This is a genomic window from Staphylococcus sp. Mo2-1, from assembly GCF_046721385.1.
GTDB lineage: Bacteria > Bacillota > Bacilli > Staphylococcales > Staphylococcaceae > Staphylococcus > Staphylococcus equorum_A.
Window position 1 is genome coordinate 65,665 of the sequence record NZ_JBEUUK010000001.1, and the last position, 22,765, is coordinate 88,429.

Genomic DNA, 22,765 nt, shown 5'->3' on the forward strand with positions numbered 1-22,765 from the left:
GAGAATTTAGATGATAACGTTAAGTATTATTGGAAGTTGTATAACAAGAGATGTTTTTAATAGCAAACATGTAACAAATTGGAAAAGCAATTACGAGGTTTTATCTTATCAATCTCAAATAACCTTTCCATCTTTAATGAGTAGGCCGATTGAGTATGATAAAAAGCATGCAGAATATAAAAATATGGATGATTTTTCAATTAACCAAATTCAAACAGAAATGAATAAAAGTATATTAAATGAGTTGATTGAAAATCAACCAGAATATATATTAATCGATTTTTATGGAGATTTATTTTTTGGTATCGTTAAAGATATAAATGGTGGTTATTTAACTAATAAAAGATGGCTTTTTTCAAGAACAAATATTTTCAACAATAATATAGAGAAGGGACAAACCTTATCATTTGAGAATAATTTAAAGAGTTATTATAAAATATGGAAAGAATCAATTGATAGCTTTTTTGATTTCATTAAAACTAATTTACCAAACACTAATTTGATACTACATCAATCTGAATTCGTTGATAGTTTTAAAATAGGGAATGTAACTAATTTTATAAAAGATGAAATTGGAATAGATAAAGATGTGAATTTTCTTAATGAAATATGGGATCATATGAATAAGTATATTATTAATAATTATAAAGTATTATTTATTGACCAAAGAAATAATTATAAATTAGATCCAGATCATATATGGGGAAGTCATTATGTACACTTTGAAAAACAATACTATATTGATTTTAAAAACAAATTAGATGAAATTATCATAAAAAGTGAACTTAACGACTATGATGAAAGAAAAAATAATGAAAAAGAAGTATCTAAAAATTTAGGGATAAAAGATTGGCAAATTATTAATAAGGTTCAAATACTTGATAAAGGAATTTTAAATATTAAAAGTGAAGGGAATTTGAATAATCAGTATCAACAATGCGCAAGTATTCCTGTTGATATTTCACCTTTTACAACGATAAAAATAAAATTCAAATTATATATAGACTCAAAAATAAAATTAGATGATAAAAGAATTCTTGCTGTTCGATCTTTTGATCAAAAGAGTAAATATAAACAAAATGATGCAAATCAATATATGTATATGCAACTAAAAGAATACCAACTTGATGAATGGATGGATATTGAATATGAAACTATTATCTTGGACGGTAATTATTTGAAAATTGTACCTATACTTTTTAGAAATGGAAATATATTTTATAAAGATTTCAATATTAATGTTAATTAAAATACAAAAACTATAAAAAGGAGAAATAAAATGAACAAGGTGAAAAAAGCTATAATACCAGCAGCTGGTTTAGGAACTAGGTTTTTACCAGCTACTAAAGCGATGCCAAAAGAAATGCTACCAATACTCGATAAACCAACAATTCAATATATTGTTGAAGAAGCGACAAAGGCTGGAATAGAAGATATAATAATCGTAACAGGGAAACACAAACGTGCTATTGAGGATCATTTTGATATACAAAAAGAATTAGAAGATAATTTGTTTGAAAAAAATAAATTGGAGTTACTAGATAAAGTTAAATATTCAACAGATTTAGCAAATATTTTTTATGTGAGACAAAAAGAACAAAAAGGATTAGGTCATGCAATTTATACGGCTAAACAATTCATAGGAAATGAACCATTCGCAGTATTATTAGGTGATGATATTGTCGAGTCAGAAACTCCAAGCAATACGACAGTTAATGGATATTTATGAAGAAAAGGAAAAGTCTGTTATAGGTGTGCAAACTGTTAAAGACAGTGAAACTCATAGGTATGGAATAATTTCCCCTAAATCAAAAGAAAATTCATTATATGAAGTTGAAAAATTCGTTGAAAAACCGAAACAGGGTAGTGCCCCATCTAATCTTGCGATTATGGGGAGGTATGTGTTATCTCCACGTATTTTTGATTATCTAGAGAACCAAACAATTGGTAGCGGCGGAGAAGTTCAACTTACAGATGCTATTGAACGTTTAAACAAAGATGATAAAGTATACTCTTATGATTTTGAAGGAGAACGTTATGATGTAGGGGAAAAAATAGGATTTGTTAAAACAACAATTGAATTTGCCTTGAAAGACAGTGGAATGAAAGCAGAAATTGAAGAGTATATTAAAGGGCTAAAACTTTGATATTATGATTAAATGATAATTCTAATAGGGCAGTTTAAAGTTATTTAGGTCTTTGTTGATAGTATGAGGTCTATCATCTGTTATTTGGATCTCTCCTATCTATTGATCTGTTAGCTATACTATGTGATTCTGGTAAGTTATCAATATAAGGTTGATGTTTTAATGATTTTTAAACGACTTTTTATTTCGAAACATACTTTACATGACTCTATTTTTAAAATAGTAGTAAATTCTTTTTGTATTATTTTGTATCAAATATATAAAGTAACTATAACAAATGTACAATTAAGTGGTGGACTTAAGATAATAAGCAATCAATTATACCTTTGGATGTAGCCATAATGTGAACAATTTAAACTTTCTAATTAGAGGATTATGTAGGTCATTATTATATGATCAATTAAATATAAGTTGTAGCCAAATGAGAGAAGATTTCTCATTTGGTTTTTTGTATTATTAAGACAAAATGATCATTTCGATTAGTAAAATAAAACATTGAATAATATATACTAATAATATTCTGTTTAATTAGAATATTGCAACTATATGGTGTTCAATGAAATAACCTAAAAATAATGAAAAATATTTATTAATGTCTTGTATTATGGTAATATCATTTTATAAAATATTAAGGTGGGATTTTATGAAGAAAAAGTTCGATTTTTTACCGAATAGGCAAAATAAATATTCAATAAGAAGAATGAGTGTGGGTACTACTTCAATATTATTGGGAGCAACTTTGATTTTTGGGATAGTTAATCATGAAGCAGACGCAGAGGAAAATAATACTACTAATGAAATATCATTCAACAATGCTAATAAAACTAGTGAAACAGGTAAATCTAATCTTCAATTAAAGCATGGTGGAGAAAGTGAAGTAGCTAATGTTTCTCGAAAAATGATGAGTAATGAATTAAAAGTAGAAAACAGCGAAGTAAAAGAAGAAGTACCAACAGAAAACAGTGAAGTAAAAGAAGAAGTACCAACAGAAAACAGTGAAGTAAAAGAAGAAGTACCAACAGAAAACAGTGAAGTAAAAGAAGAAGTACCAACAGAAAACAGTGAAGTAAAAGAAGAAGTACCAACAGAAAACAGTGAAGTAAAAGAAGAAGTACCAACAGAAAACAGTGAAGTAAAAGAAGAAGTACCAACAGAAAACAGTGAAGTAAAAGAAGAAGTACCAACAGAAAACAGTGAAGTAAAAGAAGAAGTACCAACAGAAAACAGTGAAGTAAAAGAAGAAGTACCGAGCAGAAAACAGTGAAGTAAGAGAAGGAGCACCAGTAGAAAAAAATGAAGTAAAAGAAGAAGCACCAGTAGAAAAAAATGATGTAAGAGATAAACGCTCAGCAAATGAAATTCCGAATGAAGTACCAAAAGAACAACCAGAATATAATGATAAAATTATATCAGAGAAGAACGAAGAAACGAATTTGAAAAAACAGTCCAATACAAGAAATAATGAAAATGAGGAAAATAGATTAACTAAAGAGCTTAAAAACAAACAATTTAATGTAGAGCAACTAAAACCAAAGAAAGCAACAATTCCTCAAAATACTAAAAGAAATGAAAAAATAGTAAATGATTTTTATATAGAGAATAACATTGAAAAAAATGATCAAAAGAAGCTTAATAAATATTTACCAGAAAATATCTATGATTTATCATCAGAAGAAGTGAAAAAACAAATTTTAGCGCTTGCGTTGAGATATAATATTCTAAGAGAAAACTAAACCAATCGCAACGGCAAGATCTACTGAAAGAGCTGATTCAAATACAAAACCAAGAAAAATTTTGAATTCTAAAATCACTGGTAATGATGTAACCAATCAAGTGGATTTTACAAATACAACAATAAGCGTAAAAAATAATAAAATTAGACCTATTGATGCTGAAAGTTTTAAATTAACCATTTCTTTTAAAACTAAAACAGCAATTAAATCAGGTGATTATTTTAAATTTAAAGGTTCTTATAATACCATCAGTGATGATTTAAATCATGGCAATACAAGCGCACCAACAATTAAAGATAAGGATGGTAATATCATTGCCTTAGGTGTGTATAATCCAAAAACAAAAGAGTATACATATACTTTTACTGATTTTGCAGATAACAAAAAGAATATCAGCTGTAATATAAAACTTTCACAGTATATTGATAGAGATACGGTTCGTAATAGTTCAAATGAAAGAATTACTTATACATTTGGTGACAAAATTGTTTCACAAAATATAAGTGTTATCTATGATAGTGGCTATGAAGAGCAAGCATCATCGAATATTGGCTCAGCATTTACACATTATAATAGTGAAACAAAAAAATATGAACAAACTATTTATATTAATCCTAAGAAAAAAACAGCGTATAATTCAAAAGTTCTTATTAAAGGTTACAAAGATAAATTAGGTGATAGTTCAGCTCAAATAAATAGAAATACGCAGATTAAAATTTATAAAGTAAGAAATGGAGTTACTTTAAATGACAGTTACTACAATGATGAAGCAAATCTTATAGATGTAACTAATCAATTTAAATTCACAGAATATCTTAATGCAGTTGGAATTGATTTTGGTAATTTATTTGGACATTCTTATGTAATTAAAGTAGTATCTATGGAAAATGAATCACTTAAAAAAGATTTAATACAGTCAGTAGATATGTATTCTACAAGTCAATATGGTGTTTATAATTATGTAAATTACTATAATTTTATCAAATTAACAGACAATTCGGCAGAAGGCGAAGGTGAAGAAGAATCAGAATCAATTAGTGAAAGTGAATCATTGAGTGAAAGTACGTCAATAAGTGACTCTGAGTCAGTAAGCGAAAGCGAGTCATTAAGCGAGAGTGAATCAATTAGCGAAAGTGAGTCATTAAGCGAGAGCGAGTCGATCAGCGAAAGCGAATCATTGAGTGAAAGTACGTCAATAAGTGACTCAGAGTCAGTGAGCGAGAGTGAATCAATAAGTGAAAGTGAGTCGTTAAGTGAGAGTGAATCATTGAGTGAGAGCGAATCGTTAAGTGAGAGCGAATCAATTAGCGAAAGTGAGTCATTAAGTGAGAGCGAGTCAATCGGCGAAAGCGAATCATTGAGTGAAAGTACGTCAATAAGTGACTCAGAGTCAGTGAGCGAGAGTGAATCAATAAGTGAAAGTGAGTCATTAAGCGAGAGCGAATCAATAAGTGAAAGTGAGTCAATAAGTGAAAGTGAGTCGTTAAGTGAGAGCCAATCAATAAGTGAAAGTGAGTCGTTAAGCGAAAGCGAGTCATTAAGCGAGAGCGAATCAATAAGTGAAAGTGAGTCAATAAGTGAAAGTGAGTCGTTAAGTGAGAGCCAATCAATAAGTGAAAGTGAGTCGTTAAGTGAGAGCCAATCAATAAGTGAAAGTGAGTCGTTAAGTGAGAGCGAATCAATCAGCGAAAGTGAATCAATAAGTGACTCGGAGTCAGTGAGCGAGAGTGAATCAATTAGCGAAAGTGAGTCATTAAGCGAGAGCGAGTCGATCAGCGAAAGCGAATCATTGAGTGAAAGTACGTCAATAAGTGATTCAGAGTCATTGAGTGAGAGTGAGTCAATCAGCGAAAGTGAATCAATAAGTGAAAGTGAGTCATTAAGTGAAAGTGAGTCATTAAGTGAAAGTGAGTCATTAAGTGAAAGTGAGTCGTTAAGTGAGAGCGAATCAATAAGTGAAAGTGAGTCATTAAGCGAAAGCGAGTCATTAAGCGAAAGCGAGTCATTAAGCGAGAGTGAGTCATTGAGTGAGAGCGAGTCATTAAGCGAGAGCGAATCAATTAGCGAAAGTGAGTCATTAAGTGAGAGTGAATCATTAAGTGAGAGTGAATCATTAAGCGAGAGCGAGTCGATAAGCGAAAGCGAATCATTGAGTGAAAGTACGTCAATAAGTGACTCAGAGTCATTGAGTGAGAGTGAGTCATTAAGCGAAAGTGAATCAATAAGTGAAAGTGAGTCATTAAGTGAAAGTGAGTCGTTAAGTGAGAGCGAATCAATCAGCGAAAGTGAGTCGTTAAGTGAGAGCGAATCAATCAGCGAAAGTGAGTCATTGAGCGAAAGTGAATCGTTAAGTGAGAGTGAGTCATTAAGCGAAAGTGAATCATTGAGTGAGAGCGAGTCAATTAGTGAAAGTGAGTCATTAAGTGAAAGTGAATCAAATGATGAAAGACATAAGAATAAAACATATGAAGAGATAGATGACAAAAAAACGGAAGACAAAGAATTACCAGATACTGGGAGCAATAATAAAAATAATGGTTTGATTGCTGTTGTAACTGCTCTCTTAGGAATGGCTCTGTTAAGAAAACGAAGAAGAAAAAATACTGAAACCAATTAATTAGCTAATAATTTATTTAATCATAAAATACCAAGTAGCTAGATCAGTTTCGGTTAATAATGAGCTGATCTCATAATTTGAAAATGAGATTGGCTTTTTATTGCGTAAAGTTAAAATGCAGTTTATATTTGCTTTTAAAATAGTATTTTGGATAGCAGTATTTATTTTGAATATGTCAAAATTATGGAAAATAAATATGGTTGGTAAAAGAGTTTCTAATCCCTTAATTTTTGATTAATAGTTATAATTATCGTTTTTTTAAAATTTCTATAATTGTACTTTATGTTGTATAGTATATAAATACTCTATAAATTCTGGTTTTATAACTGTTTTGCGTAGAGAAAGAATTTTGATGTTTTGCTTATAAATAAAACTATTGAATAAATTATATTATTATATAAAATCTGTATAGAAAGGAAATTAAAAAATTGGAAACAAGAGATTTAATTATAGAAACAGGCCAGAAATTATTGATTGAAAAAGGATATTATTCATTAAAAATTGCTGATATTTGTAAAGAGGTCGGACTAGGTAAAGGGACTTTTTATTACCATTTTGAACATAAAGGTCAATTAATAGATATTATTGGAATGAGAATGATAAATGCAATGGAATACGAAATAAACTACTTGGATGATAAAAAGGAGACAGAGGAAATCATTCGAGATTTATTTAATGTTTTTATTAATTTTACAGTCGGAAAAAGCGTGTTGATAAATCGATTGATAGAAGCATCTAGTGAAAGTGCAGTAATGAATGGTGTGCGTACAGGTTATAAACCTTTCAGAAAGATAATTGCTATGAAATTATTTAATGATGAATCAGAAGTATCAGTTTTTAAAGCAAAAATGATTTTAGGTATTATTGATTTTTATATAAAAGAAGACATTTTAGAAAATGATTGTAGCGAGCAATGGCAAGGTGTTAGCGTCTTATATAACAATGATAACAGACGGTATTAACGGAATTTCAAATCAGCATTTCCAAGAATAATTAAAAGATTAAAAAATAAGCTAAAATTATTATATTAACCTTGTTTTATATTACATCTTCAAAAAGTATGCAAGATATATTCTATGATGGAATGTTCAATGGCAATAGAATCGAAATTATTAAGAGTTACAATTTTTATTAGTAACTGACCAAAAGTCAGTTATTGGTAAAAAGTAAATTTACGTAATAACGTATGTTGAAGATTGAAAATAATACAACGATATAAGTTATAAACACAACTGAATTAGTCAGAAAATGTGAAACTCCAAGCTAATTGAAAAAATGAAAATAAATTAACTAATCATAAAAAAGTAAGAAGGTATCAATATGAGTAACAATGAAATAGGAAATAATGTTTTAGATAGAATGAATCAAGAAATCGAACAAGAATTAAGTGATTACGATGTTGAAAAAGAACCAAAAAAAGAGAAAAAGCAATTTTTAACACTTCAGTTTATTTCCACATTTATTTTAGTTCTTTTAATAATAATAAATTTAATGAAAGTATTTATTTAATATAAAGGTAAATTATAATGAGGTGCGAAGGTGACTATTTATAATATTAATTTAGGAATTGGGTGGGCGAGTAGTGGTGTTGAATATGCACAATTTTACAGAGCTCAGTTATTAAGAAGTTGTAGCCAAAAAGTTAAGTTTGTTTTTTTAGATTTTATTGATAAAGAGAATATTCAAACTTTAACTGAAAATATTGGTTTTTATGATGAGGAAATAGTGTGGTTATATCAATATTTTACAAATGTGAAAATAGCATCTACAAGTGTCACAATAGATGAAATAATAGAACAATTGCATTCTGAAGTAACAAAGATCGAAAATAGTGGCAAAACGAGACGATTATATTATAATAACAACAAAAATTATGCAGTCTGTTATTTGAAATATGAAGATAACGAAGTTGTCGACAGAGTGGAGTACTATTCAAATGGAAAGCTGCTTAAAAGAGATTATTTCACATATGTTCGTGTACTGTCAGAACACTTCGCTCCAGAGGATAATGTTGCGAAACTCTATATGAGATCGTTTTATAATGAGGACGGCTCGATAGCATATAATGAATATGTGAACGATGATGAAAGTATGTTTGTTTTTGAAAATAAAGTCTTATATACAAAGCAAGAATTTATAGCGTATTTCTTAGAGAATCTAGAGTTAACTAGTAAAGATATAATAATAGTTGACCGTTCTAAAAATGTCGGACAAACAATTATTCAAAACAAAGGTGAAGCGCACTTAGGCATAGTCATCCATGCTGAGCATTATAATCAGTCATCAACAAATTCAACTTATATTCTATGGAATAATCATTATGAATATGTTTTTATGAATGAAAATGAAATTGACTTCTTTATTACAGCGACTGATATTCAAAATAGGCTGTTAACTGAGCAATTTAAAAAATATTATCATAAAGTTCCCAAGATATATACTATTCCTGTTGGTAGCTTGAATACTTTAATTAAACCTAATCAAAGAAAATCTTATTCAATTATTACAGCTTCAAGATTAGCTCATGAAAAGCATGTTGATTGGTTAGTAAAAGCTGTGTTGAAGGCTAAAAAATCAGTTCCTCAAATTACATTTGATATATATGGAGAAGGCGGTCAAAAACAAATATTAACAGATTTGATTAAAACGAATAATGCATGGGACTATATCAAATTAAAAGGACATGTGAATTTAAATCAAGTGTATAAAGACTATGAGCTGTTTCTATCAGGATCTACGAGTGAAGGCTTTGGTTTAACTTTAATGGAAGCGATAGGCTCAGGTTTAGGTATAATCGGATTTGATGTTAATTATGGGAACCCGACATTTATCAGAAATCAAAAAAATGGTTATTTAATACCTATTGATTTAAATGAACAAGCTGAAGACGATATTATAAATCATATAGCTAATAATATTGTTCGATTTTTTGAAAGTGATATTAGCCAATTTCACGAAGTGTCCTATAAAATCGCAGATAAATTCACGCAAACTGTTGTAATACAAAAATGGAATAACTTAATTAACGAGGTGTTGTATGATTAATTTATTTGGAGTTTTTGATAAAAAAGCAATTGTGCTGTTTAAATCGTTCAAACATGCTTGGTATACAGAGAAAAACAATTGTTATAGAAGAGAATGGGTTTTTACCAGATGATGTACTAACACCGTATAACTTTTTCGCCGGTAGCCATGAAACAATCTCACGCCCATTATTTTTTAATGAAGTGAAAATACCGAGATTTTGGAAGATAGAAGGTAATAATAATGGTGCATTCATCAAAAACTCAGATGAAATTAAGGCAAGAATTATTTATAAAAAGAATTATAAACAGAGAATTGTTGAACGTGTCGAATGGTTGAATAAACGTGGACATACACAATATATAGATTATTACAATAAACAAGGAAAGAAGTATGCACAAGTAATTTTAGATGCGAATTCACAAAGAAGAATTTTAAAAAGATATTTCAACCATGCTAATGAAGAATTCATGGTAGAGAATTTTGTGACAAATGACATTATGTTATTTTGGAATGATAAAGAATACTTTTTCCACTCTAAAATTCAGTTTGTTAAATTTTATCTTAATGTTACACAAGTTGAAACTGAAGATTTTTTGATTAATTCATTTTTAGTTCCTGCGACAGTCCTTAATGGATTGCCTAATTCAGGAAACGACAGTATTTTTTGGCAAGGCGATATTACAAATGATATTATTAAACATATGGAAAATGTGCTTGAAAAGGGGAAGAAATCTTATAAAATTATTATACCAAGTCAGTCTGCTTACCAAAATGTAATAGACTTAATTGATGAAAAATATCATAATCGAATCTTCCAATCTGGTTATGTTTATAAATTCGTTAAATCCAATAATTATACTAATAAGGTTTTAACATTAACAAATTCTGATCAATTACCGCATTTAGAAAAAATGGTGCAAGATTACCCCAATATATTCTTTCATGTTGCGGCAAAAACTGAAATGTCTATGAAATTGTTACATTTGAATAAATATTCAAATGTAAATTTATATCCAAATGCTAAAAGGGAAAAATTTATTTCTCTATATAAACAATGTGATATTTATTTAGATATAAATAAAGGTTCTGAAATACTAGACGCAGTTCGTGCGGCATTTGACTATAATTTATTAATATTAGGATACAATACAACTGCCCATAATAAAGATGTTACTTCAGATGCCAACCTATTTGATGAAGCAATCCCTGAAACTTTAAGTAATACATTAAAACAGGTAATAGAAGACAAATCAAACTTAGAGGATCGACTGCAATTACAGTTGCAACAAGCTGGGTCTATTAGTAAAGATGAGTTTATAAAATCATTGAATCATTAAATTAATTTATAAATACTCACACTTAAGGTATGATATTTATGACTAATAGTACATACATTCCAAAATCGGAAAGGGAAATTTATATGAAATCAATTTTACTTATAGGGCAGTCTAATATGGCCGGGCGTGGCTTTATCGATAGCGTGAAGCCAATCGTAGATGAGCGCATTCAAGTGTTGAAAAATGGTAGATGGCAAATGATGGACGAGCCGATACATAGTGATCGTTCTGTTGCAGGTATTGGCCCCGCGAGCATCGTTTGCTAAATTGTGGTTAGATGATCATCCAGATGAAACAATTGGCTTAATCCCGTGTGCAGATGGTGGTACAACGATTGATGATTGGTCAGAGGATCAAGTGTTAACACGACATGCGATTTCTGAAGCTGAATTTGCGATGGAAAGCAGTGAACTTATCGGTATATTATGGCATCAAGGTGAAAGTGATAGTTTAGAGGGTAAGCATCTTGACTACGAAATTAAGTTAAATCAAGTTGTGGATCATTTTAGACAAGCGCTTAATGCACCTCAACTGCCATTCGTAATGGGCTTGCTAGGAGACTTCTTAGGCAAAGCGACATTTGGTCAAAGTGCATCAGAATACACTCAAATTAATGAAGTGATTACAACTGTAGCAGAAGCAAAAGATAACTGTTTCTATGTAACGGCACAAGGTTTAACAGCCAATCCTGATGAGATTCATATCGATGCCCAGTCACAGCGCTTATTCGGTATGCGATATTATGCAGCATTTTCACAAGGTGACAACATTAAAGACCCGTTACCAGATGAAAAGAAAGCGGATCATTTATTATATAAAAAAGAATATACAAAGAATGAACAAATGTATATGTTAGTAGCACGATTATCTAAGAATGAGATAACTTACCAAACATTTACAGAAGAAATGGCAAAGATGTATTAAAGTGATTACCCAGGAAATTTTAAAGTTTACACAAAATCCCCCAACAATACGCACACTTTTTAGGTGATGCTATTGCTGGGGTATTTTTAATACGCTATTGTCAAAAATCTACTCAACACGACCGTTTGTAATCTGTGTTAATCCTTCATTTATAGTGAATATTTTGGCGTTGATTTCCGTAACTCCCATAGTGTTGAGTCGTTCGCTATGCATATTTAAGTAACTTTCAGCATGCGCTTTACTGTCGAAGGCGTAAATACCACCTGCTTCTTTTGCTGTTTCGTTCTCGGTCCAAATTTTCCATAAAAATCCTGGTTCATCATTAATCGATTTTGCTAAATCCTCGAATTGTCGTGCCATTTCATCTCCAAACGGACCATCTAAAGGAAAATCGACTTGTAAGATATGTACCATAAAAAATCATCCTTTCTAATTTCATAATCATATATTCACTATACATGTTTAATTCGTATACTGTTAAAATTTCTCCTGATTAAGTTAAAAAATCTAATTTAATTCTGATAATAATTTTAATATATAAAAGAGAAAATCCTTGCAATTAACATGATTTGGAGTATGATGAAGCTGAATAATTACACTTGCCAAAAGGGAAACTACAAAATAGGAGTGATTTATTATGAATAAAGTAGTAAAGTTACTATCTTCAACAGTCATAGTATCAACACTTGTCGTAGGTTCTTCCGCGACGTATATAACGAGTAATAATCAAGAAGTAAAAGCGCAGACAGAGCAAGTACAGAAATGGGGACACGGTGAAGGTGGAGCTAGTGGTGCCAACACTGAAAGTAGTGCGAGCGGTGTAGAATTAAAAGCTGAAACACCATGGTATAACTACGAAGGTTATACAACATATGATGCTTCATTTACACAAGATTACAACTTTGTAAGAGCGTTAAAATATGATAATGTCTCAATCGATGGCTATAAAGTAGATCCAAAAGCAGACTCTAAAGTTGAATATAACGAAACAATTTATGATACAACAGCATCATTTAATAAAGATGATGAAGTTGTTCAAACAACTTTCTTCACTAAACCAGATTCAGTTTCAAAGGATACGTTTAAAGATGCACACAGTTCTAATGAAATAACTGAAGAAGGAAAACTTGGTAACGAGGATGGCACGTTTGTAAAATATAAAACAAATGAAGGTAGCTACACAGCGTTCTTTGATACAAAAGATAATTTAATGGAAATGACTATAAGCCAATAGCCATACAGAATAATGAGTTACAGTTATTATAAAGTATGACTCGTTCACTCCTCATTGTTAGTGATTATGACAATGAGGGGTTTTTATTGTAGAAGCAAAAATTTAGGATTTATAAATAATTGTATTTTTGTAATATAATAATTATAGTTAGCTTAAGTATAAGGTTATATTTAAATTAAGGGGAGATGGATATTTATGAAAAAAGTTTTTTGGGGTTTAGTGTTTAGTGCATTATTTTTCATGATGAGCAATGGTACGGTATCGGCGAATGAATTTGATAAAATAGAAAAAGATAATAATACAACAGTTGGAGTATATGGCATTAATACTGAGAATGGTAAAAAAGTTCAACATAATGCGAATGAACGTTTTGCATTTGCTTCTACTTTTAAAGCTATCGCGAGCGGTGTGTTATTAAATAATCATTCAGAAAAAGATTTAAATAAAAAAATAACAATTAATGAAGCAGATATTGTAGAATATTCACCTGTAACTGAAAATTACATAGGCAAACAGATGACACTTAAAGATTTAATTAAAGCATCTATGTTACAAAGTGATAATACGGCTAATAATAAAATAATGGAAGAACTTGGTGGCGTTAAAGCCTTTAAACATGAGTTGAAGCAATTGGGTGACAATATTTCTAATCCAAAACGCTTAGAACCGGAGTTAAATCTCTATGATCCAAATAGTACAGCCGATACTACAACACCTAGAGCTGCGAGCACAGACATTAAATACAATTTTAACAAGTGACCAAATAAGTGACGGAAATTTAGATTTACTGAAACAAGTTATGATTGAAAATGAAACAGGCGATAGTTTAATTAAAGCGGGTGTATCAGACAACTATATCGTCGGAGATAAAAGTGGTCAGGGCTTAACATATGCTACGCGTAATGATTTGGCATTTATCTATCCAGATAAACATAAAAACCCAATCATTCTTGCAATTTACACAAAACAAGATGATAAAGATGGTCAGCCAGATGATAAAGTGATCGCAGATGCTTGCTGAAGAAGCAATTGCACAATTACGCTAAGGTAATAAAATGATAGGGCTATTCAGAGGAGCAGAATATGGAAATAAAACAAATGAAATATTTTGTAGAAGTTGTGAGAAATGGTGGAATGACACAAGCTTCAGAACATTTATATATCGCACAGTCTACAATTAGTAAAAATATTAAAAGCATTGAAAACGAATTTGACATTACTTTGTTTGATAGAAGAAAAAAACATATTATTCTAACGGATATAGGACAGATTTTTTATGATAAGTGTGTGGAAGCATTAGCAGTCTTAGATGATTTATCATTAGAAATGGGCGACGTCACGAATTTAGAAAGAGGTCATATCCGCATCGGCATATCGGCAATTATGAATGTCAGGTTGTTTACGGAAAGTTTAAACCAGTTTCATTCCCGATATCCTAATGTGACATATGAAGTCATTGAAGGCGGCGGGAAAGCAGTCGAATTTTATTTGAACAACGATGAAATTGACGTCGGTATTACAACTTTACCAGTGGATGAGGATATCTATTATGCGGTACCTCTATATAAGGAGAAGTTATTACTTATCGTTGATAAAAATTCTGAGTTAGCCCAACAATCATCTATCTATTTAGGTGATTTGAAAGATGAGAGCTTTATTATGTTTCATGATGACTATTACCTGAAAGATCAAATTATAGAAAGCTGTAGAAAAGTAGGATTTCATCCTAAAACAGTAGCTAAAATGTCTCAAATTACTTTTATAGAAAATATGATTCGTGATGGTATTGGCGTGAGTATATTACCTGAAAGTATCGTCAATATCTTAAATGATGGTGTTGTCGGCATTGAAATAAGTGGTGCTTGATGTAGCGTGGAATTTAGGTGTTATATGGAAGAAAGAAAGTTATATGAATCACGTTACGCATGAATGGATTAATTTTTTAAAGGATTTGAAATAAAAAAGTGTCATTAAAGTTAAAGTATTCCACTAAGGAATGTCAAATATTCCAACTATGTATTTTAATCATAGATAAAGGCGTAATATAATAGAAGTTGTAGAGGGTTATGAGTACTGATTAACTGATCATTGCAAAATGATTATAAGTTGAGTTTTCAATATGTATGAATATCCACGTACAATCAATATATGATAGCTTTTATAATAAATGATAATTCAACTCAGGACTCATAACGGCAGAAGATAACTAAGGGAGTCCTCAAATTTTATAAAGATGGTAATCATAACGTACTAATCAGAGATGAAAGTAGGATTAGATACGTGATGCATTTGTAATATAGATACAAATGTATCGTATGTTAACCAATGCTTGCACAGTCGCGTGTTTTAGAAATTATAGTTAAAACCAATAAAATTCATCAGTTCTCCCATTAAAAAACTGAAAACAACCCCTATCTCTCTAAATATTGGTTAACTTTTTTCTGTACAAACAAGATGTGTTGTAACACGTGACTTGCAAGCAATATATAAAGCGCGCGTTATATTAACGGTATTTTAGCAAGTAGCATGTCATTGCATTATAAAGTGATAGGTGTACGCGATGTTGTATAACAGACAACAAGACAGGCACCATGCAATTTGGTAATGGCATTTCTAGATTATAAAAATCACTTGTTAGATGCCTTCATATATTTAAGAAAGCTTATGCTTCAGTTGAAGTAATATTAAAAAGTAATAACCCTCTAGATAAATATCTCTCAAACAAGAGCGACCCTAACTACACTGTCCAATGTAGCTAGGGTCGCTTTGTTAATTTAATGAAATTTGCATGTATTAAATATTATTCTGTAATGATGGATGTAAATGATATGCTTGCATGGGTTGGTTCATTTTTAATAACTTTATCTAACGTAGTCACGATTTGTTGAGCGATTTCAGATGTAGGAACACCGATAGCATTGACAGGATAATCTAATTTTTTAATTTGTGGAATATTATCGTAAGAGTAAATCATTGGTTGATTCTCAGGTCCAATGGCATTAATCGTCCCTACAGTAATATCGTAACTTCCGCAAATCACGCCAGGAGAAAGCGTGTCGGTTTTTAAATGTTGCTTCACGGATGCTTCTGCTTCTATCGCGTTCAATCCATTAGAATCGATAATACGATAGGTAATGTTTTGTGCATTGCAGTAATCAGTAATCGCATCTTTTTTAGCGATTTGACGGGCGTCATTTGTATTAATATCGCCTATGTAATCAATCGTTTGAATACCTTGTTCTAATAAGGCATTAATGGCCATAATCATCGCTTCTGCATGATTGACATTGATAATCGGGTAGGGAATATCTCTATCTACACCATATGCGACTACCGGTACGTTATTATAAATTTCAGGCGGTAAGTTTGAATTGTCACCTTCATCAAAGATAACGATACCATCACAGCCAAATTCAACAAATTTCTTTGAAGCGGCCGCAACGTCATCGATTGAAACAAACATGACATAACCGAGTGATTTAATGGCTCTATTAATTTCTGAAATGAGATGGGTCACGGCAACACGATCTACGGAAGGCCAGATTAATCCAATCGTGCCACTTCTTTTAGAAACGAGTGCTCGAGCCGAATGATTAGGTATGTAATTCATTTCAAGCGCTTTTTGTTGAATCATTTGTTTTGTTTTTGGTTTAACGAGTTGGGAATTTTTTAATGCTTTACTGACCGTGGAATAACTGACACCACAGGCTTCGGCAACGTCTTTTAAAGTAACAGCCATAAAAGTTCTCCTTGAAATAGATTGATTTAAGTTAGAATTAATTATACCATAGAGATAAGCGTTAGAATATTTTTTTGAATCTTAATAACAACGTTGTTATTTTCAGAGGTCAAACACAAAAGATGAAATTTATAAGGAGATGTAAAGATGAATTCAAGAGATACGATGAAGTATATTCAAGAAGGTCAACACATTGCAGTAATGCGTACAGACAACCCAGAGACGTTTTTAGATATTTCGAATCTAATTATAGAACAAGGGCTTAATATTATCGAAGTAACGTTAACGACACCAAATGCGATAGAAATTATTGCTGAATTATCTAAGAGAGAAGATGCGCTCATTGGTGCAGGTACTGTACTTGATAGTGTATCGGCACGTACAGCGATTTTAAACGGTGCTAAATTTATTGTAAGTCCATCTTTTGATAAGGAAACAGCTAAAATCGCTAACTTGTATGACGTTCCTTATATTCCAGGATGCATGACGGTTAAAGAAATGGTTGAATCGTTACGCTATGGTTGTAAAGTATTGAAACTATTCCCAAGCAACACAATTTTCACCTAAATCTATCAAAGATTTCAAAGGTCCATTACCACAAATTGAGATTGTTCCAACTGGTGGCGTGGGTAAAGATAATCAAAAAGAATGGTTAGACGCAGGTAGTTTTGCAGTAGGCATTGGCAGTGAAATTACAAAAATTTATCAACAACAAGGACAAGAAGCTTTAGTGCAATATATTTCTGAATTAAAAGAGAGGTATAACTATGACGGTATTTGGATTTGGAGAAGTATTACTACGCTATACTCCACCTGATTACAAACAACTGAAAGATGCCAATACCTTTGGTGTTAATGTTGGAGGTGCAGAATTAAATGCGCTCGTGACCTTATCTCAATTTGGGCACGCTACTGAAATGTTAACGGTATTACCACAACATGCATTAGGCAATTTAGCTATGAAAAAGCTGTATCAGACACAAGTAGGTACAACATTTTTGAAACAGCAAGACGGTAGAATAGGCACATATTATATGGAAGAGAGCTTTGACTTTCGAAGTGGTAAAGTTATCTATGATCGCGAACATTCAACTTTCGCAGAATATGGGTCAAGCATCATCGATGACTTACCAATACAAAGTGGTGATTACTTTGTATTGACTGGTATTACATTGGCAGTTAATACAACAGTACGACAACATATCGTTGATGCACTAACTAAATTAAAGCAACAAGGCGTTAAAATCATATTTGATATTAATTTCAGAAGTAACTTGTGGTCTAAAGAAGAAGCCGTACCAGTAATCAAGTCGATACTGCCACTTGTTGACGTACTCTTCTTTGGTAAAAAGGATGCGACACATTTACTTGAGACAAATTCTGAAGAAGATGATATGAAGACATGTGCTGAAACGATTCAATCACAATATGAGATGCCATTAATGGCTTCCAGTAATAGAGATATTGAGCAAAGTACATTACAAGGTATTATGTTATCGAAACAAAGCTATATTGAAGGCCAAGCTTATCAATATACGGTATTGAATCGCATTGGAGCCGGTGATGCATTTATGGCTGGTGTCTTACATGGACTGATTCGTAATTGGCAATTAGACGAGACTATAGATTTTGCGACGAAATGTTCAGTCTTACAACATACGACAAACGAGGATGCATTAAGTGTAGAAGAAAGCGATGTGCATAATTTATCCTCTCATTTCGGTGGGCTTAGTCGATAGAACCTTAAACAAAGGGGCATAAGAGATATATGGAAAAATTTTTAACACTATTTGTAAGCGCATTCTTTATAGCGGGAATGTTAGCTTTATCACTTCCTCATAGTTATGTTAATGCGGAAGAGAAGCAAAAAGAAATTATGTTAGCGCATAATCAACCGACGAGCCATCCGGTTCATAAATCACTTGAGATTTTTAAAGAAAGATTAGAAGAAACATCTCATGGTCAACTTAAAGTTAATATTTATCCGAATGGTCAATTAGGTAGTGAACGTGAAGCAATTGAAATGACGCAGACCAATGCAATACAAATGACTAAAGTGTCATCGGCCGCATTGGAAAGCTTTTCTCCAACATATTCATTGTTTAACATGCCTTATCTATTTGAATCAGAAGAGAATTATCGTCATGTTATGAAAAAACAAGAAGTACAAGATGCGTTTTTCAAATCCACTGGAGATAAGGGGTTTCTAGGGATCACATACTATGACGCTGGCGTGCGTAATATATACACGAAAGATAAAAAAATTGAAGATAATAGTGATTTAGAAGGTATGAAAATAAGAGTTCAACCAAGCAAAACGAGTGTTGATTTAATTAAGTCATTAGGTGGCACACCGACACCAATGGATTACGGTGAAGTATATACAGCGATACAATCGGGTGTGATTGATGCAGCTGAGAATAATGAAACTTCACTCACAACAAACAACCACGGTGAAGTTGCTAAAAATTATCATTATACGGAACACGCAATTGTTCCAGATATCTTGATTATGAACAAAGATACGTATGATGACTTAACGAAACAACAGCAGAAATGGTTGAAAGATGCAGCAGCTTATTCTACTGAAAAACATGAAGTAATTTGGGATAAAGAAGTGAAAGAGGCTAAAAAGAAAGCCAAAGAAGACATGGGTGTGAAATTCCATAACGTAGATAAATCTTCTTTCAAAAAAGCTTCTCAGCCTCTACAAGATGAATTTAAAGAGAACCCAGATACAAAAGATGATTATAAACTAATCGAGAAGGAGGAGCGACTTTATGAAGAAAGCAAAAAAGATCATTGATAAACTCCTCCTCACGTTAGCCGGTATTGCACTTTTTGTAATGGTTATATTATCCGTTTATCAAGTTGCTACACGCTTTATCTTGAATAGTCCAAGTACAATGAGTGAAGAAATCGTTAGATTCTTATTGATTTGGTTTGGTTTGCTCAGTGCCAGTTATGTATTTGGTGTAAAACAACATATAGCCATTTTATTTATTCGAGAAAGATTTCCTGAAAAAATACAACTTATTATAGAAAAAGCTTCAGACATCATAATCATTATCGTAGCACTCGTACTCATGATTTGGGGTGGCTATGAAGTTGTGAATTTAACATGGTCACAAATTGCACCATCTACTGGCTTATCTATGGCGGCGATGTACGGCGCATTACCTGTTTCGGGCGTCTTTATCATTTTCTACGCAATATATAACTTGTTAGATAAAGGAGAACTTGAAGCAGTTAAAGAAGCCAATCAAGAAGACGGGGGTGAGCGTGTATGACACTTGCAGCAGGTTTAGTATTGTTCATCACATTCTTCGCTTTCTTGATATTCGGCTTGCCTATCGCATTGGCTATTATTTTGAGTTCTATCATAACGTTATTAATGATATTACCATTCGATGTAACGATTATAACGGCAGCACAGCGTATGGTTACGGGCATTGATGATTTTACAATGCTTGCCATTCCGTTATTCGTCTTGGCAGGTATTATTATGAATAACGGTGGTATCGCCTTTAGATTAGTGAACTTTGCCAAAGTGTTAGTAGGTAGATTACCTGGCTCACTGGCACATACGAATATTGTAGGTAATATGCTATTTGGTTCTATTTCTGGTTCTAGTGTCGGCGCGGCGGCCGCAATGGGACGCATCATGGGACCAATGGAAGAAAAACAAGGCTATAAAAAAGAATACTCTGCAGCGGCAAATATAGCATCTGCGCCATCTGGTTTATTGATTCCACCAAGTTCACTATTGATTGTGTATTCACTTGTGAGTGGTGGCACCTCAATAGCGAGCACTATTTATCGCAGGCTATATACCAGGTATCTTATGGGGCGTTGCTTGTATGATCGTGGCTTATGTTATGGCGAAGAAACAAGGTTACAGAGTATCTGAACGCATTAGTTGGAAAGATAAATTATTTTTAACATTAGATGCTTTGCCAAGTCTATTTTTAATTATCGTAGTCATTGGCGGGATTGTGTCAGGTATATTCACAGCAACAGAAGGTGCGGCAGTAGCAGTGTTATACGCTACAGTGTTATCACTAATATATAAAAGTCTGACACTCAAACAAATACCTAACGTCATCAAAGAAACGGCAGAAATTAGTGGTATGATTCTGTTCTTGATTACAGCTTCTGCACTATTTTCACTCGTAATGAGTTATACAGGACTACCTGAAGCCATTTCAAATGGCATTCTATCAATGACAGATAATCCAATCATTTTACTACTGATGATGAACGTAATTTTATTAGTCATCGGAACATTTATGGATATAACACCAGCAGTATTGATTTTCACACCGATCTTCTTACCTATTTCAGAAGTTTTAGGTTTAGATCCAATTCACTTTGGTATCTTAATTGCATTTAATTTATGTATTGGTAATATCACGCCACCAGTTGGTAGTGCATTATTTGTTGGTGCGAGTGTCGGCGGTGTTCGTGTGGAATCAGTATTCAAATATTTAGTGCCTTACTTTATCGCACTCATTATTTTATTGTTAATCGTAACGTTCATTCCGCAAATTTCATTATTCCTTCCTAAATTATTAGGATTATAGAAAAGGGGCAATAACATGGCATTAATTAATGACAATTTTTTATTAAATAATAAAACAGCAGTAAAGTTATATCAAAAGGTTAAAGATCTACCAATTTATGATTTTCACTGTCACTTAGACCCAAAAGAAATTTATGAAAATAAAAACTATGAAAACATTACGCAATTGTGGTTAGCCGGAGATCATTACAAATGGCGCTTAATGAGAGCATACGGTATAGAAGAAGAATTAATTACTGGTGATGCAGATGATTTCGATAAATTTGAAGCATTTATGAACATGTTGCCTTATTCAATCGTTAACCCAATGTATCACTGGTGTTCACTTGAATTAAAACGCTATTTTAACGAAGAAGCTGATTTAGATAAAGTGAATGTTAAAAAGCTATATAAATCTTTAAATCGTAAATTAGCGAAATCATCACATACACCTCAAAACTTAATTAAACAAAGTAATGTCTCTGTAGTTTGTACAACGGATGACCCATGTGATGATTTGGAATATCACAAATTATTAAATCAAGATAAAAAAGTAACATTTAAAGTGATTCCTACGTTCAGACCAGATAGTTACGTATTCTTAAGTGAAACAACAGTTAAAGACAAGATTAAGCGACTTGATCAAACGATTGACGGTGAAATTAAAGATTTAAACAGTTATATCGAAGCACTTAAAACACGCGTTCATTATTTTAATAGACAAGGTGCAAGAAGTTCTGACCAAAGTTTTGAAAAAGCACCATTAATGTATGCGACAACAGAAGAAGCTACGGCAATCTATGAGTCCATGATGAAGGGTGAAGCAGTTTCCGAAACGCAACAATACGAATTAGCGGGTTACATTCTAACTGAAATTAGTAAAGTATATAACGAATTAAATTGGGTCGTACAATTCCATTTAGGACCAACTAGAAATAATAATTCGAAAATGTTAGAAGTCGCAGGTACTGACAGTGGGTTCGATAGTGTAGGTGAACAACTAAGCGCTAAAACATTGAACGCGATGCTAGATCACCTTGAACAACACAATGCCCTATCAGATACGATTATTTATCCTAATAATGGTAATGATCATCTTATGGTTCAAGCTACTGCAGGTAACTTTACTAACAGCGAGCATAAAGTGCAATTAGGTGCTCGCATGGTGGTTTAATGACACGAAAGAAGGCATGGAACAGCACTTAGTAGATTATGCGAACGTCGGCTTATTAGCTAAATTTGTAGGTATGCTGACAGATTCACGTAGCATGATTTCTTATACACGCCATGAGTATTTCAGAAGAATTTTATGTAATTTCTTAGGAGACAAGATTGAAAAAGGTGAGATTGCCTTATCAGATGCAACAATTGAACAAATGTTAAAAGATATTTGCTATAACAATGCAGTGAATTTATTCAAAATAGAAGGCGTTAAGGAGGTATAAC

17 protein-coding genes and 6 pseudogenes are annotated in these 22,765 nt (G+C 32.0%); 21 read left to right on the forward strand and 2 right to left on the reverse strand.

Features of this window, described 5'->3' with window-relative positions:
- Positions 1-10 precede the first annotated feature (10 nt).
- From ABLV95_RS00275 to ABLV95_RS00320, 10 genes and pseudogenes are all read left to right on the forward strand, one after another.
- Complete coding sequence (locus ABLV95_RS00275; RefSeq protein WP_069821232.1) at positions 11-1,249, forward strand: DUF6270 domain-containing protein; 1,239 nt, start codon at positions 11-13, stop codon at positions 1,247-1,249.
- Positions 1,250-1,279: 30 nt separating this feature from the next.
- Positions 1,280-2,147 (forward strand): annotated as a pseudogene (gene galU / locus ABLV95_RS00280) (UTP--glucose-1-phosphate uridylyltransferase GalU).
- A gap of 643 nt (positions 2,148-2,790) precedes the next feature.
- Positions 2,791-3,411, forward strand: coding sequence for a YSIRK-type signal peptide-containing protein (locus tag ABLV95_RS00285; RefSeq protein ID WP_460876090.1), 621 nt, complete (start codon positions 2,791-2,793; stop codon positions 3,409-3,411).
- Between the two features lie 169 nt (positions 3,412-3,580).
- Complete coding sequence (locus ABLV95_RS00290; RefSeq protein ID WP_460876092.1) at positions 3,581-3,880, forward strand: hypothetical protein; 300 nt, start codon at positions 3,581-3,583, stop codon at positions 3,878-3,880.
- Between the two features lie 61 nt (positions 3,881-3,941).
- Entirely contained in the window at positions 3,942-6,497 is a 2,556-nt protein-coding gene (locus ABLV95_RS00295) for a fibrinogen-binding adhesin SdrG C-terminal domain-containing protein (protein ID WP_460876094.1), read from the forward strand.
- A 428-nt stretch (positions 6,498-6,925) separates the two neighbouring features.
- On the forward strand, positions 6,926-7,459 hold the full coding sequence (locus ABLV95_RS00300; protein ID WP_460876097.1) for a TetR/AcrR family transcriptional regulator: 534 nt from the start codon (positions 6,926-6,928) through the stop codon (positions 7,457-7,459).
- Positions 7,460-7,817: 358 nt separating this feature from the next.
- Positions 7,818-8,006, forward strand: coding sequence for a hypothetical protein (locus tag ABLV95_RS00305; protein ID WP_069821032.1), 189 nt, complete (start codon positions 7,818-7,820; stop codon positions 8,004-8,006).
- A gap of 30 nt (positions 8,007-8,036) precedes the next feature.
- Positions 8,037-9,542 (forward strand): accessory Sec system glycosyltransferase GtfA, encoded by a 1,506-nt coding sequence (gene gtfA, locus ABLV95_RS00310; RefSeq protein ID WP_427705453.1) that lies wholly within the window; start codon positions 8,037-8,039, stop codon positions 9,540-9,542.
- A gap of 53 nt (positions 9,543-9,595) precedes the next feature.
- Positions 9,596-10,861, forward strand: a complete 1,266-nt coding sequence (gene gtfB / locus ABLV95_RS00315) for an accessory Sec system glycosylation chaperone GtfB (protein WP_460876100.1) — start codon at positions 9,596-9,598, stop codon at positions 10,859-10,861.
- Positions 10,862-10,944: 83 nt separating this feature from the next.
- A pseudogene (locus ABLV95_RS00320) lies at positions 10,945-11,785 on the forward strand (sialate O-acetylesterase).
- Between the two features lie 108 nt (positions 11,786-11,893).
- On the opposite strand, the gene ABLV95_RS00325 reads toward ABLV95_RS00320, so the two are convergent.
- On the reverse strand, positions 11,894-12,199 hold the full coding sequence (locus tag ABLV95_RS00325) for a monooxygenase (RefSeq protein WP_107510448.1): 306 nt from the start codon (positions 12,197-12,199) through the stop codon (positions 11,894-11,896).
- 223 nt (positions 12,200-12,422) lie between these two features.
- On the opposite strand from ABLV95_RS00325, the gene isaB reads away from it, so the two are divergent.
- The 4 genes and pseudogenes from isaB (at position 12,423) to cidR (ending at position 14,979) form a co-directional block, all read left to right on the forward strand.
- Positions 12,423-13,019, forward strand: coding sequence for an immunodominant staphylococcal antigen IsaB family protein (gene isaB / locus ABLV95_RS00330; RefSeq protein WP_460876102.1), 597 nt, complete (start codon positions 12,423-12,425; stop codon positions 13,017-13,019).
- A gap of 195 nt (positions 13,020-13,214) precedes the next feature.
- Positions 13,215-13,778, forward strand: coding sequence for a serine hydrolase (locus ABLV95_RS00335; RefSeq protein WP_460876104.1), 564 nt, complete (start codon positions 13,215-13,217; stop codon positions 13,776-13,778).
- Complete coding sequence (locus tag ABLV95_RS00340; RefSeq protein WP_460876106.1) at positions 13,702-14,040, forward strand: serine hydrolase; 339 nt, start codon at positions 13,702-13,704, stop codon at positions 14,038-14,040. Before ABLV95_RS00335 ends, ABLV95_RS00340 begins: the two co-directional genes overlap by 77 nt.
- A gap of 62 nt (positions 14,041-14,102) precedes the next feature.
- Positions 14,103-14,979 (forward strand): annotated as a pseudogene (cidR, locus tag ABLV95_RS00345) (cidABC operon transcriptional activator CidR).
- A gap of 833 nt (positions 14,980-15,812) precedes the next feature.
- Here the strand turns inward: cidR and ABLV95_RS00350 are convergent.
- A pseudogene (locus tag ABLV95_RS00350) lies at positions 15,813-16,758 on the reverse strand (LacI family DNA-binding transcriptional regulator).
- Between the two features lie 147 nt (positions 16,759-16,905).
- Between ABLV95_RS00350 and eda the strand changes: the two are divergent.
- The 7 genes and pseudogenes from eda (at position 16,906) to ABLV95_RS00385 (ending at position 22,764) form a co-directional block, all read left to right on the forward strand.
- A pseudogene (gene eda, locus ABLV95_RS00355) lies at positions 16,906-17,575 on the forward strand (bifunctional 4-hydroxy-2-oxoglutarate aldolase/2-dehydro-3-deoxy-phosphogluconate aldolase).
- Complete coding sequence (locus ABLV95_RS00360; RefSeq protein WP_427705445.1) at positions 17,526-18,497, forward strand: sugar kinase; 972 nt, start codon at positions 17,526-17,528, stop codon at positions 18,495-18,497. The pseudogene eda and the gene ABLV95_RS00360 overlap by 50 nt, the downstream one beginning before the upstream one ends.
- A 29-nt stretch (positions 18,498-18,526) precedes the next feature.
- Positions 18,527-19,564 (forward strand): TRAP transporter substrate-binding protein, encoded by a 1,038-nt coding sequence (locus ABLV95_RS00365; protein WP_460876109.1) that lies wholly within the window; start codon positions 18,527-18,529, stop codon positions 19,562-19,564.
- Complete coding sequence (locus ABLV95_RS00370; protein WP_427705443.1) at positions 19,539-20,048, forward strand: TRAP transporter small permease; 510 nt, start codon at positions 19,539-19,541, stop codon at positions 20,046-20,048. The genes ABLV95_RS00365 and ABLV95_RS00370 overlap by 26 nt, the downstream gene beginning before the upstream one ends.
- Positions 20,045-21,341: pseudogene (locus ABLV95_RS00375) on the forward strand (TRAP transporter large permease). Before ABLV95_RS00370 ends, ABLV95_RS00375 begins: the two are co-directional and overlap by 4 nt.
- A 15-nt stretch (positions 21,342-21,356) precedes the next feature.
- Positions 21,357-22,493: a glucuronate isomerase gene (gene uxaC / locus ABLV95_RS00380; RefSeq protein ID WP_460876112.1), complete on the forward strand. Its 1,137-nt coding sequence runs from the start codon at positions 21,357-21,359 to the stop codon at positions 22,491-22,493.
- Positions 22,474-22,764 carry a glucuronate isomerase gene (locus ABLV95_RS00385; protein WP_460876114.1) on the forward strand — a complete coding sequence of 97 codons (291 nt, stop codon included), beginning with the start codon at positions 22,474-22,476 and terminating at the stop codon, positions 22,762-22,764. The genes uxaC and ABLV95_RS00385 overlap by 20 nt, the downstream gene beginning before the upstream one ends.
- Position 22,765: the final 1 nt, after the last annotated feature.

What these genes read in the sequence shown, in the direction of transcription:
- ABLV95_RS00275 (WP_069821232.1), top strand. Translation starts at nt 11, where the DNA reads ATGATAACGTTAAGTATTATTGGAAGTTGTATAACAAGAGATGTTTTT.
- ABLV95_RS00285 (WP_460876090.1), top strand. Translation starts at nt 2,791, where the DNA reads ATGAAGAAAAAGTTCGATTTTTTACCGAATAGGCAAAATAAATATTCA.
- ABLV95_RS00305 (WP_069821032.1), top strand. Translation starts at nt 7,818, where the DNA reads ATGAGTAACAATGAAATAGGAAATAATGTTTTAGATAGAATGAATCAA.
- gtfB (WP_460876100.1), top strand. Translation starts at nt 9,596, where the DNA reads ATGCTTGGTATACAGAGAAAAACAATTGTTATAGAAGAGAATGGGTTT.
- ABLV95_RS00325 (WP_107510448.1), bottom strand. Translation starts at nt 12,199, where the DNA reads ATGGTACATATCTTACAAGTCGATTTTCCTTTAGATGGTCCGTTTGGA.
- isaB (WP_460876102.1), top strand. Translation starts at nt 12,423, where the DNA reads ATGAATAAAGTAGTAAAGTTACTATCTTCAACAGTCATAGTATCAACA.
- ABLV95_RS00335 (WP_460876104.1), top strand. Translation starts at nt 13,215, where the DNA reads ATGAAAAAAGTTTTTTGGGGTTTAGTGTTTAGTGCATTATTTTTCATG.
- ABLV95_RS00340 (WP_460876106.1), top strand. Translation starts at nt 13,702, where the DNA reads ATGATCCAAATAGTACAGCCGATACTACAACACCTAGAGCTGCGAGCA.
- ABLV95_RS00360 (WP_427705445.1), top strand. Translation starts at nt 17,526, where the DNA reads ATGACGGTATTTGGATTTGGAGAAGTATTACTACGCTATACTCCACCT.
- ABLV95_RS00365 (WP_460876109.1), top strand. Translation starts at nt 18,527, where the DNA reads ATGGAAAAATTTTTAACACTATTTGTAAGCGCATTCTTTATAGCGGGA.
- ABLV95_RS00370 (WP_427705443.1), top strand. Translation starts at nt 19,539, where the DNA reads ATGAAGAAAGCAAAAAAGATCATTGATAAACTCCTCCTCACGTTAGCC.
- uxaC (WP_460876112.1), top strand. Translation starts at nt 21,357, where the DNA reads ATGGCATTAATTAATGACAATTTTTTATTAAATAATAAAACAGCAGTA.